The following is a 16,914-nucleotide window of genomic DNA, read 5'->3' as shown; positions in this document are numbered from 1 at the left end:
ATGCTACACAGATTAATAGAAATCGGAAATAGTTTAGCTGTGAAGGAAAAAGTCCACCTGTGCAGGAGTAAAGTGTCCTGCTCAGGTGGACTTTTTATGAGTTTGTATTTGTCTGGGGTCAGACCCCATTTTAATTATTGGTGAAATAATCTTTGATACCTAGATGGATCTGATAAGCTGCTTTTTTGCGCCATGTATCTGATGCCAGTTTAGCAGCATCTTCTTTATGATCAATAAAACCTAGTTCTACTAATGTGCTTGGCATGTTGTATTGATTTTTTATAACATAGAAATTAGCTTCTTTCACTCCACGGTCTCTCATGTTTAGATCGGAATTTATCATTCGCTTTTGAATGTAGGTCGCTAATTTTTTGTTTTCTGCACTCTTGCTGTTGTCACCATTATAATAAGTTTCTGTCCCGTGAGCATCTCCATTGAACTTATTTACATGGACAGAGACAAATGCTTGACCTCCAGCTAAATTAGCAATAGAGACTCTTTTTTCTAAGGAATGAAAAATATCGGTCTCACGAGTCATAACCACCTTTGCCCCAGCTGCCTCTAAATAATCTCGGAGGTGCTTTGCAGTTATTAAAGTAAGATCTTTTTCATTCATTCCGTAACCGATAGCTCCTGGATCATGATCTCCATGTCCTGCATCGACTACTATTATTTTTCCTTTTAATCCAGTGGATTGATCCGTATCTTTTAAATACGCACCGTGTACATAACCCTTTAAACTATTAGTACTTACGTAAGCCCACCCATTTGATAGCTTTGTATATACGTTAACGATTGTTCCGTTTGGATACTGTCCAATACGGGATGCATTCGCATCAGGAGCGGTTCTTACATTTAAGAAATCAGCTGTTACTTGCGCTATACCAATTGGTTTTGGTTCAGCTGGGTTACTCCGAAAAGCAGGATTTAATACTCTTGCAAGCATTAATGCAAAATCAGCACGCTTGATATAGTCTTTTGCGCCAAATGCCCCGTTTGAATATCCGCCAACAACACCTGCTGTAGCTAGCTTATTAATAGGAACATATGTAGGAGAATTCGAGCCAACATCCGTAAATGTAAGATTACTTGTCTCAGTAAAAGTCCAAGCTCTTGTTAGTATTGATGCCATTTGTTCGCGTGTAAGCTTGTCATTCACACCATAATAACCATTCCCGTAGCCCGCCAAGATGCGTTCATTGCTCATATCTTGAATGTATCCAGAGGCAAAGTGCCCTTTTGGAACATCATGATATTCTGTTTCCCTATAACCACCCTTTAATTGAAGGGCACGCCCGATCATTGATGCTGCTTCTGAACGTGTAACAAAATTATCAGGTTTGAAAGCACCATCGCTATACCCGCCTACAATCTTTTTGTTAGCTAAATACATGATTTCATCGTACGCACGGTGACCTGCAGACACATCAGGAAATGAAGCAGCAGAAACATAGCCAGGCGACGAGAAGCAAAGCGCAGCCATCATCAAAAACATCAATATGGCGACAAAATTCTTGCCTTTCATCTAAATTCCTCCTATTTTTTCTAAGATGTAATAGTTTACTAGCACCTGCTATAGGGTATTTATACAATTTGTACTTATTGGAACCATCATGAACAAGTAGGAATTAGTTGAAGTATTTGTTTAGCAGCAGGTAACTTCACTATTTCTATGTTAATATCGACAAAATCTTACAGTTTTGAATAATATTTTTGAAAATTTAATTTTTAAATTTGAATATAAAAAAGCCTTAGAAATCAGATTTCTAAGGCTTTTTTCCTTACTATTTAGTTTTTTGCCATTGTTCGATAAGGTTTCCATATATAACATCATCAGAGATACTTAATTCTTCTACACTTGTTTCATATAGTGGCTGACACTTTTCAACTGACACAGTTTCCCTTGAACTTAGGTCATAACAAGTACCGTTCTGCAAATTCAAATCATACGAGCTCTTATAATAGAGATCGTCTGTTTTAACAGACCCATATCGGAAAACGACAGTTCCCTTTTTCCCATCTAATAAATTGTTACCCATGTGATGGTACTCTTTTTCTATTCCGAACAAATGCAGCAAAGTCGGCATAATATCTACCTGGCCGCCAGCTTTGTCAAATTCTTTCCCTTCTACATCAGGAACATGAATGAATAAAGGAATTCCATCTTTTACTTCAAGCTCACCAAGAGCATCAGCATCTTTTCTCGCAAATATGGAAGACTTTGTGTTTGCCTGCATATATCCCGTATCATGATCTCCATAGAAAACGACTACTGAATTCTCCCATAAACCTTCTTTTTTAAGTTTATCGATAAAAGTACCTACTGCTTTATCAACATAATGGACTGATTGCAAATAGTTTCGAAGGTTTGCATCACCCACATCATCTAGTTTTAAATTTTGATACTTTGCTGGCATTGTATATGGGTAGTGTGACGTTAATGCAATCATGAAGGAATAAAACGGCTCTTTCATACTCTTTAACTTGTCAGTTGATTGTAAAAAGAAGTCCTCATCACCAATTGCCCAGCCAACTTGTTCACCCTCTTTATAATCTTCAATACTATGAAACTCATTAAATCCTAAATTCGGGTAAACGATATATCTATTCCAAAAACCAGGTTTGTAGGCATGAAAAGCGGCCGTATCATACCCGTTTTGTTTAAAAATACTTGGTAATGAATCATAGCCGTTTCGAGGATACCTCACATATGCTGAACCGGTTGGCAGCGGATAAAGTGATGTATTTGCTGCAAATTCTGCATCTGAAGTACGTCCACTGGCTGTTTGATGGTGAATATCATTAAAATATAACGATTCTTTCTTTAGCTTATTTAAATTAGGCGTGATCTCCTGCCCGTTTATACTTTTATCAATAATGAAGCTTTGATACGCCTCTAACTGCACCATAATTAAATTCTTGCCTTCAGCTTTTTTAAAATATGGAGTTTTTATTGAAGGTATCTCATTTTTCTCATCGAACCACGCCTTCGCATCTTTCCGATCTTTTGCACTTACTTCCTTTTTATTTAAAACATATTCATCTAGATATTTATACGTATCGAACCCATGAAAACCTAACAATCCCGTTACCTCATAGACCCTCATACTCGATAAGGTTTTATCAAAAAGATATGCGCCGCCTTTTTGAACAAAATCATGAAGAGGATAAAAGAAAAGCCATGCCCCGGCAGCCCCGGCTAACAAACCAGTGGCTAAACGCAATGCAGGATTGGCATTACTTTTATTTGATGTTTTCTTAAAGAACAAGATAGTCAATGGAATAAGCAGGATAAGATCAAAGAATATGATAAAATCATTCCAGCTAAACAAATCTCCAACTGAACTGCCCAATGAACTCATCTGCTTGATTTGCAATAGGACTGCGCTGGAAATCAGATCTTCAAAATACCTAAAGTAAATGGTATCTGCTAAAATGATAAAGGATAAGATAAAGTTAAGTATAAGCAGGGCAATAATTTGCTTACGAACCTTTAAAAATAATGTCCAGAACGATGTTAGGATGACAGCCCCAAACGAAACTAGTAAAACCCCTTTACGTAAAGGTGAAAAGGATTCATTATTTATAAAAAATTCATACATGTGTTTAAACATGTCCACTATTCCAAATTGGGAAAACAGAGTATCTGATTGATCTGAGAACCAAGTTAATTTCCATCCAACTAAAACAACAAAAATTCCGTATATAATTAAAGAAATACTTAATGTTTTGAATTGTTTTTTCATTGCTGCCTCCTTCAGGCCACATTACATTTATTACATAAGTGTAAACTTTATGTAAATGTACTATTAAAACATATATTTTTCAATGATATCCTACCTATTCCCTATATTTCCAGTTAATCTAACTCGTAAAAAAGTTTTTCACTAGGAGAGTACATACGCATATGAAAAAATTATTTATGTTGCTGCTCATAACCTTTCTGTTAGGTATGGGATACGCTGCTTACAATGGGATAGAAAATGAAATTAAGAATAATAAAAATCACGAGAACGTGCTTGGAGCAGCTGTAAACACAAAAATAGAGAATAAAATTCCACCTATAAAAGTACCTTTGATACTGCAAAAACCTGAGCTAGATCGAGGATGTGAAGTTACTTCACTGGCTATGATGCTGCAGTATGCAGGTGTTGATGTTGGAAAGATGGAGCTCGCTGAAAAAATAAAAAAGGATACTACTCCTTACAAAAATGAGTATGGGACGTATTATTACGGCAACCCCAACGACGGGTTTGTCGGTGACATTTATACCTTTGATAAGATGGGCTATGGTGTTTATCACGGGCCGGTTGCTGAGTTAGCTGAGGAGTATATGCCGGGGAAAATTCGTGATTTGAGTGGAAGTTCATTTAAGAAAGCTGTATTGGAGCCATTGTCTAGCGGAAAGCCTGTGTGGATAATCACAAACTCCAAGTACCAGAAGCTCAAAGAATCAGAGTTCCGAACATGGAACACCCCATCTGGACAAGTCCGAATCACATGGAACGAGCACTCTGTTGTCGTAACAGGATATGATGATGAATATGTGTATTTCAATGATCCGTTAGGTGCAACAGTCAAAGCAGGACGAACAGGATTTGCAGAAGCTTGGGTTCAGATGGGCTCCCAGGCGATTACGTACAAATAAGAATGATTACTATTAGGGGACAGACCCGGGTCTGTCCCCTTTTTACATGGTGTGAAAATTTTATTGTAAAATACGAAACCTTACAAATCTTTCCTTCGTCTTACTTTTGAAACAAATATAGAGAGGGGAAAATCAATGTTGAAAAAGTATTTTGCACTAATCATTACATCCGTTTTTATGATCAGTATGTTTTCATCTACTGCTAGTGCTGCAGACTCCAACCGAATCAAAGTTTATATGAACGAAGGAGAAGTATATTTTAATACGTCTCCTTTAATTAAGAACGAAAGAACCTTCGTTGAGTTGAGACCAATCTTTGAACAAGCACAGATTAAACTTTCTTGGGATCAAGGCACTCAAACCGTTACTGGAAAAAAAGAGAATACGACGATTAAGTTAAAAATCGGAAGTAAGACCGCTTACGTAAATGGAGAACCCGTTGCCTTAGAGGCAGCTCCTTTCATTCACAAGAATTACACGTTTGTCCCGCTTCGTTTTATTGCAGAAGCTTCTGGTTATAAAGTCGAATACAACCATTCGTTACGCCTCATTCATATTCATAAAACTGGTGAATTTATCGAACAACGTGCTTTTAAAGAAGAACAGCTTACGAAAGAAATGCTGCTTACTCTAAGAGAAGGGCGTTTCCCTGAATCTCCAGTCGGATTGAATGCTGGTCCTGGCCCTCTATTGGATTTAGCTGGCCCACCTAAAACATTTTTCGTTAAAGTACCGGAAAAAGGTGTTACTGAAAAATGGATTTACGGTAATTACTGGTATGACTTTGGGTATTATGAGAACGGCTTTCGAGCTATACATGTAAAGCCTACACTTACGACCATAACGATAGATGAAGTATTGGATGCACTTGGACCTGCTGAAAACATATATAGCGGCATGAATCAAGGAGAGACCATTTACGCATATTACGAAGGAATCTATATGTATGAAGTGTTAACAAATGCTGAAGGTAAAGTTGAATTTATCACATTAAAAACATGGATCTCAGATGAAAATATTTAATACAATTTAATGATCGATAAAAAACCAGCCATCGGAAGTATTACACATTCCGAGAGCTGGTTTTTCTGATAGGTCTGTTACGGTAGATTAAACTTGCAAGCAGTATAGCAGTAGCTCCACCGCTCATGTCTATGAGAACATCTTCCACATGGGGTGTGCGATTTTCGGTAAAGTTCTGATGTGTTTCATCAAATGCGGCATAGCTCGCGACTAACGCTAATGCAATAATTGCTGATTTTATCGTCTTGCTTCCGTTTATTCGTATAGCCCGAAAAGCAAAGAATCCGAGTGCAAAGAAAACGGTAAAGTGAGCACCTTTACGTATAAAGAATTCAATAAAACTCGCTGGACCTTTCGCTTCTACGCTCACTTCTGAACCAGCGTAATTAAGTTTGACATTGCCGAAGTTTTTCTCTACTTTTTCTAAATCCACATATTTGCCGATCTCTGGCCGAACGTCTTGCTTTTGATACGGCTGCGAGGATGAATAAAATACACATATAACAATCAACAGAACAGGAATCCATTGATAGAATTTATACAATCTCAAATTTCAAAACTCCTTTACACTTCGTAATTGTTCATTATACAGCATATCCAAATGTTTCTGAATAAGACCTGCACATTTACATAAAAAAGGCATCAGTTCGCTTAACTGACACCTTTTAATCAATATGCTTATTTAATTGACATTATGAAGATCTACTAACTCGTATGTAAGCTGTGTTTTGTTGTTCTTCCAGGTGATTTCAGTTACTCGCGCTTTTCCAGCCGGCTGTGATTTTTCTGACTTTTGAACGGTTTGAAGGTTGTTTAGAACGTATAGATGGTAGCCTTCAATCTCAAGTTTAAACGTATTTCCTTCAATTCTTTTTTCGTTGCCGCTCGTTAATATACATGTATGCATCGTAAAAGGCATGTTCATTAATAAACACTCCCTGCTTTTCTTTTCTTACTTTCTATTTTAAAAGAAGCTGCCTCGTTCGTCTAATATTAATTGAAAATAAAAAAGCCTGCGGCGAAGCGTGTGGCTTCCACTGCAAGCTATGGTTCTATCGTGCTGTTTTTCTAAATTTAAAAACAAATCCAACGATAAAAGATAAAATTGTCATGATAAACAATGCTGTTGAGATCGTTGTAACGCCGGCATTCATATTTAATACGTGATACACTTGTGCGCTGATGCCAAATGGAATCGCAAAGAACAAGAACAACATTCCAAAAATCGCATTTTTTGTATTATATAGTTTAGTCTTATGTGCGATGTCTAAAACTTTTAAACTTAAGATCCAAAATGCACTCGTAATCGACCAGAATAGGAGTATGGAAGAAATAAATGAAGTTGAAGTTAGTCCTAGAATTCGGTCGATGACCAAATTAATATTCCCCCATACCATCACTGTTTGATACAGTCCTAATGTAAATAGTGCTGCTAAGAAGATAAACGCAAATCCAAACCCCGATGTAATATGTTTCATCCCCAAATATATTCTCCTTCCCCAATTCCGCTAAAACGAAACCTAATTTTCAAATTATTTTACAATATTTTTTAGAAAATTGGAACCCTTTTGTACACATTGTCAAATAATTTACATAAGTGATCTAGAATTTAGGGGGGTCTGTCCCAGGGACAGACCCCCTATAAATACAATTTTGATGATTTTGTACTTTTAGGAGAGACATTTAAATTCCTTTCTGATGTTTCTAATAAATGCTATATAGGTTTAAGGCCCTGTATTAATTGAATATAATGGTATGCCTTGCTGAAGGCATTCTTATTAAGAAGGGAGATTTTAATGGGCAACTATTCTAACACAAGTATTTCAAAAGCTGACGTATTGATCGATACACCTCAAGGCGAGAAGCTAGCACTATTTGTAGGAGAGAAGAAAAAAGACTTCTATTTTAAGAAGCGGCAAAAGGATAATAGCTGGAATTGGGCTGCTTTTTTTCTCACCTTTTTATGGCTCGGTTACAGGAAGATGTACCTTCCTATCCTTTTTGTTCTTATAGGGTTTTTAGCAATTGATATTATCGCGTTACTTTTAGGAACAATTAGCACAACGGTTGATACCTCAATGGGCTTTGCTCTATCTGGGGGATTAGGTGTTGGCGGTAACCTAATCTACAAAAGACATGCCCAAAAGCAGATCAATGAAATCGAAAAACACTCCGTAAGTGAAAAGGTAAAGATGCATGAGATTAGAAAACGCGGTGGAACGAGCTGGATGGGTGTTCTTTTGGCATTGTTAATGTTTATTGGCTATCTTGTAATCTCCGCTATTCTTTTAACAACCTTTTCATAACACCTATTAAAAACAGAAAAAGATAACTCGATGATGAGTTATCTTTTTCGTGTTTATGAGAATACTTTTTCTCTTTTGTTTAAAATCTGACCAAGGTTATGCTGCAATAAAGCAGCCTTGTTTAATATTCCCTTTTCAAACTGTTGAATTGTCGTGTTATTGCCGTTACTTTTAATCGGTTCAATGTTAATGATGTCTTCTAGCTGTTTGCGGTCTGCCTCGCTTTCGTCATCCAAAATCAATTCTTCATTTTTTAACTTCTTCATAAAAATGAACGTATCCATATCTCTGTAGTTGAGTTCGATTTCAATCCCAATCTGGTCATTGACATATAAGAAGGTTGTCTTCCAGCTCCCATCTGTCGCAACCGGTTCGGAAAATCCAAAATCGTTTACTAGATATGAGAAACTCTCTTCCGTGATCGATGAGAATAAATTCAATGGTAGCACCTCCGTTTATTATAGTTATCCTTCACTTAATTATTTTCGTAATTAATTCCTTACAGTTTACATGGTTTCTTTACATAAAGATATTACTAATACTTCGCTCTGTTTGCGTCGACTCCTCTTTTAAGAGAAAAAAGGACATAAAAAACCACCAGGAGAGGAACACGGCATCTGCCATGTCCTTTCCTGGTGGACAAAATTGGTGTTTTTGTATTTGTATGGGGTCAGACCCCAAGTTTTATTCTGCTACCTTAGTTACACGGCCTTCGATTTTAGGTTCAACTGTTCCAGCTGCTTTAACATACTTGATTAATGCATCAAGGTCTGTAATGTTTACAGTTGGGTTAGTACCGCTCTTAAGTACTGTGTACCCGTCTCCACCAGTAGCCATAAAGTTGTTTACAGTTGCAGTATAAGTCTTTGTAAGGTCGATTGGTGTACCGTCTTTAAGTTTAACTTCTTTTACTTCACCTGTAACTTTTCCTCCGCTATCCGTTGCAGAAGTATACGTGAACGTTAATCCAGAAACTTGAAGGATTTTTGCTGTTCCTGTTGCCCATTGCTGGTTTAATAAGTCTACTACTTGCTGACCTGTTAACTCCATTGTAACAAGATCATTTCCGAATGGCTGAACTGTGAACAGCTCTTCCCACGTGATTTCACCCGCATCAACACTTGCACGAACTCCGCCTGGATTCATGAATGCTAGATCCGTTCCTGTTTGTGCAATCATGGAATCAGCAATCAGGTTACCCATCAAGCTTTCTCCATTTTCATTTAGATCCTTCGTGATTTCTATTTTAGCAGTTCCAATTACTTCGTTTAATTTTTCTTTTACTTGATCATAAGCAGCTTCTACCATATCCTTAATTTCCTTATCAGGTGTGATACCCTCGTGGAAGGTAGTAATGATTTCTGCTGATTTTTTCACGATATCTCCTGTTTTCTTGTTAATTAACAAGTCGATATCAGAGAAGGCTGTTCCAGAAGAGAAAGATTGAACGATTAGCTTATTATCTACAATTGTATTTGTATATTTATGATTATGTCCTGCGTAGATTACGTCAACTTCATCATCAATCTCTTCAGCCATTTCGATAACTTCGCCTCTTGCGTTTGTTCCATCTACGTTAGATTCTGCAGGATTATGAGCTAGAACAACAATCGATTCAACACCTTGCTCTTTTAGTTCAGCCGCATATTTGTTGATTGCTTCTGTTTCATCAGTAAAGCTTACTCCTTCAACACCGCTTGGAATAACAATGCTTGGTGTTTCAGTTGTAACAACACCGATAAATCCAATTGGTACGCCGTCTACTTCATATACTGCATACGGATCTAGAAGCGGCTCACCTGTTTCATCTTCAATTACGTTTGCAGCAACATATGGGAAATCAGCTCCAGCAAAGTCACCCGTTGTTTCATGCTCACCACCAAAGATCAGGCGAAGCATTTCATCTATACCTTCATCAAACTCGTGGTTTCCTAGAGTACTAACATTAAAGCCTAGTGTATTCATAATATCAATAGTAGGCTCGTCCTGTAGAAGAGCTGATGCAGGCGCACTCGCACCAACAGAATCACCAGCAGAAACTTTTAGTGTGTTCTCTGGGTTTTCTGCTTCATGCATTTTTAAGTAAGCAGCTAAGTATTCAGCTCCACCAGCTAACTTACCATCAACCTTTTTATACGTATTGATCTGTCCGTGGAAATCGTTGATTCCTAAAAGCTGAACAGAAACTAGTGAACTCTTAAGCAAGTTATGTATTACTGCCGCACCTTCTGCACGAACTGTAATATCCTTTGGCTCTAAAGTAGTATCTGTTTTACCATTAATCAATCCATGTTCTACGGCTACTTTAACTACTTCTTTAGCCCATGTGCTAACTTTATCCATATCGTCAAAATCAGGAGTTTCAGAGGATACTAGTTTTTCGCCTCCAAGATGGTGTTCATAAGCACGAACAAGCATCGCAATCATTTCTTCACGAGATAATGTTTTGTTAGGATCTAGCTTTGTTTCAGACATCCCTTTTACTAGACCAGCTGCATAAGCTGCTGCAATGTCATTTGAAGCCCATGCAGGAACATCAGTAAATGGTGTTTTCTCATCAGTAGCTGGCAAATCTAAAGCACGTGTAATCATTACAATAAATTGTGCACGTGTAATGTTTAATTGTGGACCAAATTTGTTATCGCCTATACCAGAAACAAGACCTTCATTAGCTAACTCATGAATAACTTTGTTTGCCCAATGATTTTGTGAAACATCTGAAAACTTAATAGTTTCTTCCGCGTTCACTACATCTTTCCAAGTGATCGGTGTTGCTAATACAGAAAGAGCCATTGTTGTTGCCAACATAGTACGGCTAACTTTAGATATTGATTTATTCGCCATGCTTATCCCCCATTTGACAATTTTTTTACTTCCAAAGTTTATTATATATTTTGAAAATAATAATGGAAGCCCTTTTTTGTAATTTTTTTGTTAATTTACTAGAATTACCTAATTTAATAGTCTTTTTCTCTCAAAAATTATTTTTTTCTCAAGTTATTTTGAAATAGCCTTTTTTTACCATAAAAAATACCCTTCCAGATGAAGGGCTTCTATTTTTTAAAGAGGAGCTTTTTGTTCAGATAGAAATTCTTGTATGATAAGAACCTCTGCAGGATTAATATTAGAAGGCAGATTATTAAGAGGAAAAAACTGCAGCGCTGCCACTTCCTGTTCGTCAATTTTTAAATTCCCTTCATAATCCCTGCAAACGTATGATGTTATGACATTATAAACTTCATCACCATGAGGATATTGGTAATAATATTCCTCTCCAGAAAAAATGTTAAAAAGGGTTAGATGCTTAGCTATAAGTCCGGTTTCTTCCTGAAGTTCTCTTTTAGCGGCATCCTCCAAGCGTTCCCCTGGTTCAATCGCTCCACCAGCTAATCCCCACATGTGATTATCTGTTCTTAATTGCATTAAAAGTTCGTTGTTTTCGTTTAACAAAATTACGTTTGCACCTACCATGATGATTGGACGTGTCCCGATCAATTTTCTTAAATCGCTGATGTATCCCATTTTTATCTCCTTTATTTTTATCTCTCTTCTGTTCTCTAGTAAGAGTGTGAAATCCTTTTTTCGAGTTGACAAGGTTTTTGAGTCTTTTCGTACTGGTCTATATTATGGGGTTAGTTTACGATGGAAATATTAGTATAAGAAATATAGATCGAGGGTGAAAAAATGAAGAATCGTTGGATGTTGTGTGGCGTAGCTTTATTATTATTTTTAGCCATTTATGCGAAACCAGCTTTTGCGGATTTCCCCCGTCAAAAACTGATTTCCAGTAAGTTTTTTAACGAATCTCAAATGATTATTGTAGAAGCAAACGGCTGGGATACCAAATATGCAAAACTGAGTACATATGAAAAGATAGACGGAGTTTGGCAAAAAGCTTTATCAGACATGCCGGCTACAATTGGATATAATGGTTTTGCTCAAGTGATGAAGGAAGGCGGCGGAGCTTCTCCTACGGGGATTTATAACATTGGAACGGGATTTGGCTGGGCTGCAAAACCTGCTGGAACTACATATTCCTACCGTGTAACCACGTCGTATGATTATTGGGTAGATGATGTTTCATCCCCAGATTATAACAAATGGATTTATTTTACTGGTAATCCAAGCTCTCGCTGGAAATCATTTGAGAGAATGAACCATCCCCTCTATAAATACGGCGCAGTTATTAAATATAATGAAAATCCAATCGTCGCTGGTAAAGGAAGTGCGATCTTTCTTCACGTTTGGAAAAGTTCAACTTCAGCAACGGCAGGTTGTGTAGCTGTATCTGAAGCAAACATGAAAAATATATTAGGCTGGATGAACTCAAAGAAAAAGCCATTAATTGTTATGGGACCGACGGCCAAAATTGATGGATACTTATATGCTCGAAGTGAGAAACTTAATGAGGTGGACATTTTAGTTAATGGAGTTAAACATGAGTTTGATCAGCCACCAGTCTTAATTGACGGACGGACACTTGCTCCTTTCCGCGGAATTGGCGAACTATTAGGGGCAACAGTCGAATGGGATGCTACTAATGAGACGGTACATGCAGAATTAAACGGAACAACTGTGGAGCTAAAATACCTATCCAACATTGTAAAGATAAACGGAAAAAGTATCACGCTAGACACCGCACCTATTATAATAAATAACAGGCTAGTCGTCCCTGTAAGGTTTTTTGCAGAAGCTTTCGATGCAGAAGTGAAGTGGGATGGAAGTAAGAACATGGTGTTTATTAATAAATAATAGTTTATAATCGCATGAAAAACATGGGGTAAAGCTTATGTAAAAACCTCCACGGCAGCGGATGTGTCCGCCTGACGTGGAGGTTTTGTGGTTTTGTATTTGTGTGGGGTCAGACCCCTACTTTTGTACTACAGAACGCGGAATGTATCGGGACGCTCTGTTGATTTACCAAAGTAATGCAGGATTGCTTCAACAATTCTGCGGCTCGCTTCCCCATCACCATATGGGTTAGATGCTTTAGCCATTGCTTCATATGCTGTGTCGTCAGTAAGTAATTCCTTCGCAAGTCCGTAGATTGTCTCTTCATCAGTTCCAGCTAGCTTTAACGTCCCTGCGTCTATTCCTTCAGGACGCTCAGTTGTGTCACGTAGCACAAGAACCGGAACGCCAAGTGACGGTGCTTCTTCTTGTACACCGCCGCTGTCGGTTAAGATGATATGCGCGCGAGATGCGAAGTTGTGGAAATCAACAACGCCAAGAGGCTCGATCAAATGGATGCGGCTGTCACCTTTTAGGATTTCGTCTGCCACTTCACGTACAGCTGGGTTTAAATGTACAGGGTAAACCACTTGTACATCGTCATGTTCATTTACTAAGCGCTTGATTGCACGGAACATGTTACGCATTGGATCACCTAAGTTTTCTCGGCGGTGAGCTGTTAATAGAATAAGACGATCATCACCTAGCTTCTCAAGAACTTCATGCGAGTAGTCCTCTTTTACAGTTGTCTTCAACGCATCAATTGCCGTGTTCCCTGTTACATAAATGCTGTCACCTGGCTTGTTTTCGTTCAGCAGGTTACGAGCTGCTGTATCGGTCGGCGCAAAGTTCAAGTCTGAAATAACACCTGTTAACTGACGGTTCATTTCCTCCGGATATGGAGAATATTTATTCCACGTACGAAGTCCCGCTTCAACGTGTCCAACTGCAATTTTGTTATAAAGTGCAGCAAGGCTCGCAACAAACGTCGTTGTCGTGTCGCCATGAACAAGGACAACATCCGGCTGTTCTTTTTTCATAATTTCATCTAACCCTTGAAGCGCACGAGTTGTCACATCGATCAAGGATTGGCGATCTTTCATGATATTTAAATCATGGTCCGGTGTTACTCCAAAAATCTCCAGCACTTGGTCCAGCATTTCACGGTGCTGAGCTGTAACCGTTACAACGGATTCAATTTGTTCATTATATTTTTCCAACTCCAATACAAGCGGTGCCATCTTAATTGCTTCCGGTCTTGTACCGAAGATTGTCATTACTTTAACTTTTTCAGCCATTCGTTAATTCTCTCCTTTAATCAGGACATATGTATACCATTATGGGCGAAACACCCTCATTTCATGCTACTTCTTCATACGAATCCCGTCAATAGTTATCAATTTCACAAAAAAATAGTGACCAACAACATGTTTCGTTAATAATACTCGAATTACTAGCCGTCATTATGCATCTTGAAACATTTCCCTTCATGAAATCTTCCAAAATTATAGTTACAAGATTCAAAACAGCGATTGCATGCTAGATTTTTGCCGACCAAAATAAAAAATCCGCCAAAACTAAGTTAGGCAGATTTTTTTCTATTATTTAAATACATTATAGACATATTCTGCCCATAATTTATGTCCTTCTTCGTTCGGCATTAACTCAGTAACATACTGATTGATATCCTCTGAATCCACACTTGGCCAAGCTTCCCAATGATTAATGTAAGGGATACCTTTCTCTTTTGCAAAGGCTTCTATACTGCTTACTTGCTCTGCGTATTTTTGTGGCTGATAGATCGGATTTGATGGCTGAAGTACCACTACTGCTTCAGGATTAGTATCCTTAACCCCTGTAATCATTTGTCCTAAAATGTATAGCGTGTCATTAATACTAACCCCATTATTATCATTCCACAGCACAGGTTCAATTAAGATTACATCCGTTTTCTTTTGAATGAAATCCGTATAAACCTGCTCATTAGCTAACTCCAAACTAGTTAGCTTTCCAAAACTAGTTGTTTCAACCTTTACATCATTTCCGTAAGTGTCCATCATTTTCTCAGTAAAAAGTTTAGCCCAATTGCCTTCTTCAGTTGATGTAATGGATGAACCCACTATTGTGAAACTTAAGCTTTCTCCTGCAGCTTTTTTCTGATTATAAAGATCAGCAATTCCAGCCGGCGCGTTCTTGAAGTGAACAGTATCAGCTTTTTGCGATGATGATGTGGAATCTTTATTCTCAGTTTTCTCGGCTGGCTTTTTACCTAATTCAAGTTTAGCTGCATGTGCAGTTTCCTCTAATTTATTGTTGTAATAAAGATGCCCACTAATCACACTAAGGACGCAAGCGATCATAATAAACAAAGTTATAAAACGACGTTTCTTCATTTGGTCCCAACCCCTTATATAGTCTCCTTCTATCATAAAGGGGAAAATTTCCTATTACAAGAAAATTGTTGAAAAATGTAGAAGATTGCTAAAATAAGGGGAGTAAGCCGTTTTTGGTTCATAGAGGTGCAGTTTTGACTCATAGACATGTGACATTGACTCATAGGAACACATTTGGTTCATAGACCTCTTAGTTTGACTCATAGACTCTCTACGAAGACTCATAGACCAGCGGTTTTAGCTCATAGAAATATTCTTTCGGCTCATAGACTTTCATTAAATCAATTCTGCTTCAGTTCCAGCTTAAACCCAATCTCAAATGTGCGGTTCCATGGCAGAATAACGTTACCTATTTCAACATTATAGTCCTTCTCAAAAGATGTTTTCTTTATGAACGCAGCTGTTTCTTCTAAAAAAGTTTTTTCCACTCGTTCCAGTAGGTCAGGAGCATCATCCTTTACTTCCGCACGTACTTTTTGCCTCACGACTGTCTGATACACATAGTCTTCCAGTAATCGGAATAGAATTTGTTCATCAATGAATTGCTGATCAAAATCCACGCCTTTCTTTTTTGCCAAGTGAACCATAGCAGCTTGTGCGACGACTGTCCCAATTGTGTTGCCTGCCGTGTTCCACGCAGCAAACCCACACAATTCACGAACATCTACATCTACCCGAGCCAAGAGCTGCGGAATCATCGCCGGATCAGCCCCGTTTGCATAAGCTACATCGGCAACTGCCACCAGGTGACCTTTATCCATGTAATGTTTCATCCGCTGCACCCACTCACCTATGTTACGGTCCGGCGTATCAACGTCCCCCAAAAAGATCTGAATGGCAGGGTCGCCTTGCTTTTTTCCAGGCACATTAACCGCAAGCAGGACATCTGCTTCCCCTGGTATCGCCTCTATAAAACTGCCAAACGCATACACTTGCCCTTTTACACTCTCCGCAATCGGCCGGTCCTCATACAACGCGTTGATCAGAGCACCTTTTTCACCACTATAAAACGGATAAAAGATTGGCTTCGGCAACCCCTCAAGTTCATAGATCATCCTTGCTGCCAACGAATTCGCTACTTCATCAGCACCAGGATAAATCGCTACTTTCACAAAAAGTTCTTTCTCTAAAACTTCCCTAGACAGCTTCTCTTGTTCCAAGATATTTAGCCCGTATTCAGAAGTATCATCCTGCGGAAAAACAAGGCGATCCAGCCAGCCATCCTCGATCCCTTTTAAAAGAGCCAAGTTCAGCTGAAAGTTCTTCTCTCGCGTTTCCTTGTAATCTTGCAAAATAGCAGCCGGAATCTTCTTCTCCATTTCTTCCATCTCAAGTTGTGCTTCCTTAAGACCCGTCTTCAAAAAACGATGATACTGATAGGAATACGAATAGATCTCCATTCCATACTCCGACCAATACGGCTTCTCCTCTTCATTCACATAGTTATTGGATATACGCATCGTGGCACTAAACGCCATGATGGGCTTTTCAGGATACTTCTTCTTCAATTCTTTTATAGAATTTAAACGATTGTTTAAAATTTCATAAGAATCGGGGGAAATTCTTGACGGTACAAGACCGCCATAACAAAGCATGTCTATTGATATCACAAATCCATCAACTTCCCCTGCGACACTAACCAACCACTCACGAACAGCATCAATATCCCCAGGTATTTTTAAGAATCCTAAAATCTCTTTTGGCGGTACAACTACATCCCACCCGCCGATTCTGGCAATTTGACCAGGCAAGTCACGTGTAACCGGCCTCGCATCAACAGGAACAAGTGCAATTTTTTTGTTCATCTGAATTG

At 38.3% G+C, this 16,914-nt stretch carries 15 protein-coding genes; 4 read left to right on the top strand and 11 right to left on the bottom strand.

Translation table 11 applies throughout. From position 1 onward, the window contains the following. Positions 1–130: 130 nt before the first annotated feature. Together EV282_RS02910 and EV282_RS02905 are read right to left on the bottom strand one after the other, a co-directional pair. The gene (locus EV282_RS02910) at positions 131–1,525 is read right to left on the bottom strand and encodes an N-acetylmuramoyl-L-alanine amidase (RefSeq protein WP_130293647.1); all 1,395 of its coding nucleotides are present in this window, start codon (positions 1,523–1,525) and stop codon (positions 131–133) included. A 259-nt stretch (positions 1,526–1,784) separates the two neighbouring features. Beyond that, positions 1,785–3,746, bottom strand: coding sequence for an LTA synthase family protein (locus EV282_RS02905; RefSeq protein WP_130293645.1), 1,962 nt, complete (start codon positions 3,744–3,746; stop codon positions 1,785–1,787). Between the two features lie 161 nt (positions 3,747–3,907). Here EV282_RS02905 and EV282_RS02900 point away from each other — a divergent pair, with 161 nt between their 5' ends. Then, positions 3,908–4,648: a C39 family peptidase gene (locus EV282_RS02900; protein WP_130293643.1), complete on the top strand. Its 741-nt coding sequence runs from the start codon at positions 3,908–3,910 to the stop codon at positions 4,646–4,648. A gap of 135 nt (positions 4,649–4,783) precedes the next feature. Next, on the top strand, positions 4,784–5,671 hold the full coding sequence (locus tag EV282_RS02895) for a copper amine oxidase N-terminal domain-containing protein (protein WP_130293641.1): 888 nt from the start codon (positions 4,784–4,786) through the stop codon (positions 5,669–5,671). Between the two features lie 40 nt (positions 5,672–5,711). On the opposite strand, the gene EV282_RS02890 is transcribed toward EV282_RS02895, so the two are convergent. The 3 genes from EV282_RS02890 to EV282_RS02880 form a co-directional block, all read right to left on the bottom strand. Further along, entirely contained in the window at positions 5,712–6,221 is a 510-nt protein-coding gene (locus EV282_RS02890; protein ID WP_242611813.1) for a VanZ family protein, read from the bottom strand. 132 nt (positions 6,222–6,353) lie between these two features. After that, positions 6,354–6,596 (bottom strand): DUF2584 family protein, encoded by a 243-nt coding sequence (locus EV282_RS02885; protein WP_130293639.1) that lies wholly within the window; start codon positions 6,594–6,596, stop codon positions 6,354–6,356. Positions 6,597–6,723: 127 nt separating this feature from the next. Beyond that, the gene (locus EV282_RS02880; protein WP_130293637.1) at positions 6,724–7,149 is read right to left on the bottom strand and encodes a hypothetical protein; all 426 of its coding nucleotides are present in this window, start codon (positions 7,147–7,149) and stop codon (positions 6,724–6,726) included. Positions 7,150–7,467: 318 nt separating this feature from the next. Here EV282_RS02880 and EV282_RS02875 point away from each other — a divergent pair, with 318 nt between their 5' ends. Then, positions 7,468–7,977: a DUF2628 domain-containing protein gene (locus tag EV282_RS02875; RefSeq protein ID WP_130293635.1), complete on the top strand. Its 510-nt coding sequence runs from the start codon at positions 7,468–7,470 to the stop codon at positions 7,975–7,977. A gap of 53 nt (positions 7,978–8,030) precedes the next feature. On the opposite strand, the gene EV282_RS02870 is transcribed toward EV282_RS02875, so the two are convergent. From EV282_RS02870 to EV282_RS02860, 3 genes are all read right to left on the bottom strand, one after another. Continuing rightward, complete coding sequence (locus EV282_RS02870; RefSeq protein ID WP_130293634.1) at positions 8,031–8,417, bottom strand: hypothetical protein; 387 nt, start codon at positions 8,415–8,417, stop codon at positions 8,031–8,033. Positions 8,418–8,661: 244 nt separating this feature from the next. Next, a complete protein-coding gene (locus tag EV282_RS02865) occupies positions 8,662–10,821 on the bottom strand; it encodes a 5'-nucleotidase C-terminal domain-containing protein (protein WP_130293632.1) in 2,160 nt (719 codons plus the stop codon). Between the two features lie 216 nt (positions 10,822–11,037). After that, complete coding sequence (locus tag EV282_RS02860; RefSeq protein ID WP_130293630.1) at positions 11,038–11,499, bottom strand: NUDIX hydrolase; 462 nt, start codon at positions 11,497–11,499, stop codon at positions 11,038–11,040. Between the two features lie 162 nt (positions 11,500–11,661). On the opposite strand from EV282_RS02860, the gene EV282_RS02855 reads away from it, so the two are divergent. Continuing rightward, positions 11,662–12,729, top strand: a complete 1,068-nt coding sequence (locus tag EV282_RS02855; protein ID WP_130293628.1) for a stalk domain-containing protein — start codon at positions 11,662–11,664, stop codon at positions 12,727–12,729. Between the two features lie 128 nt (positions 12,730–12,857). On the opposite strand, the gene wecB is transcribed toward EV282_RS02855, so the two are convergent. The 3 genes from wecB to EV282_RS02840 all read right to left on the bottom strand — a co-directional run bounded on the left by wecB (position 12,858) and on the right by EV282_RS02840 (position 16,906). Then, on the bottom strand, positions 12,858–14,006 hold the full coding sequence (gene wecB / locus EV282_RS02850) for a non-hydrolyzing UDP-N-acetylglucosamine 2-epimerase (protein ID WP_130293626.1): 1,149 nt from the start codon (positions 14,004–14,006) through the stop codon (positions 12,858–12,860). Between the two features lie 303 nt (positions 14,007–14,309). After that, entirely contained in the window at positions 14,310–15,101 is a 792-nt protein-coding gene (locus tag EV282_RS02845) for an SGNH/GDSL hydrolase family protein (protein WP_165389333.1), read from the bottom strand. 281 nt (positions 15,102–15,382) lie between these two features. After that, positions 15,383–16,906, bottom strand: coding sequence for a DUF4127 family protein (locus tag EV282_RS02840; protein ID WP_130293622.1), 1,524 nt, complete (start codon positions 16,904–16,906; stop codon positions 15,383–15,385). Positions 16,907–16,914 lie beyond the last annotated feature (8 nt).

The organism is Fictibacillus sp. BK138, assembly GCF_004216955.1.
GTDB lineage: Bacteria > Bacillota > Bacilli > Bacillales > Fictibacillaceae > Fictibacillus.
The sequence above is the reverse complement of the archived record's forward strand: the minus strand, read 5'-3'. Positions and strand labels throughout refer to the sequence as shown.

Coding starts and splice junctions, on each gene's coding strand:
- EV282_RS02910 (WP_130293647.1), bottom strand. CDS start 1,525: ATGAAAGGCAAGAATTTTGTCGCCATATTGATGTTTTTGATGATGGCT.
- EV282_RS02905 (WP_130293645.1), bottom strand. CDS start 3,746: ATGAAAAAACAATTCAAAACATTAAGTATTTCTTTAATTATATACGGA.
- EV282_RS02900 (WP_130293643.1), top strand. CDS start 3,908: ATGAAAAAATTATTTATGTTGCTGCTCATAACCTTTCTGTTAGGTATG.
- EV282_RS02895 (WP_130293641.1), top strand. CDS start 4,784: ATGTTGAAAAAGTATTTTGCACTAATCATTACATCCGTTTTTATGATC.
- EV282_RS02885 (WP_130293639.1), bottom strand. CDS start 6,596: ATGAACATGCCTTTTACGATGCATACATGTATATTAACGAGCGGCAAC.
- EV282_RS02880 (WP_130293637.1), bottom strand. CDS start 7,149: ATGAAACATATTACATCGGGGTTTGGATTTGCGTTTATCTTCTTAGCA.
- EV282_RS02875 (WP_130293635.1), top strand. CDS start 7,468: ATGGGCAACTATTCTAACACAAGTATTTCAAAAGCTGACGTATTGATC.
- EV282_RS02865 (WP_130293632.1), bottom strand. CDS start 10,821: ATGGCGAATAAATCAATATCTAAAGTTAGCCGTACTATGTTGGCAACA.
- EV282_RS02860 (WP_130293630.1), bottom strand. CDS start 11,499: ATGGGATACATCAGCGATTTAAGAAAATTGATCGGGACACGTCCAATC.
- EV282_RS02855 (WP_130293628.1), top strand. CDS start 11,662: ATGAAGAATCGTTGGATGTTGTGTGGCGTAGCTTTATTATTATTTTTA.
- wecB (WP_130293626.1), bottom strand. CDS start 14,006: ATGGCTGAAAAAGTTAAAGTAATGACAATCTTCGGTACAAGACCGGAA.
- EV282_RS02845 (WP_165389333.1), bottom strand. CDS start 15,101: ATGAAGAAACGTCGTTTTATAACTTTGTTTATTATGATCGCTTGCGTC.
- EV282_RS02840 (WP_130293622.1), bottom strand. CDS start 16,906: ATGAACAAAAAAATTGCACTTGTTCCTGTTGATGCGAGGCCGGTTACA.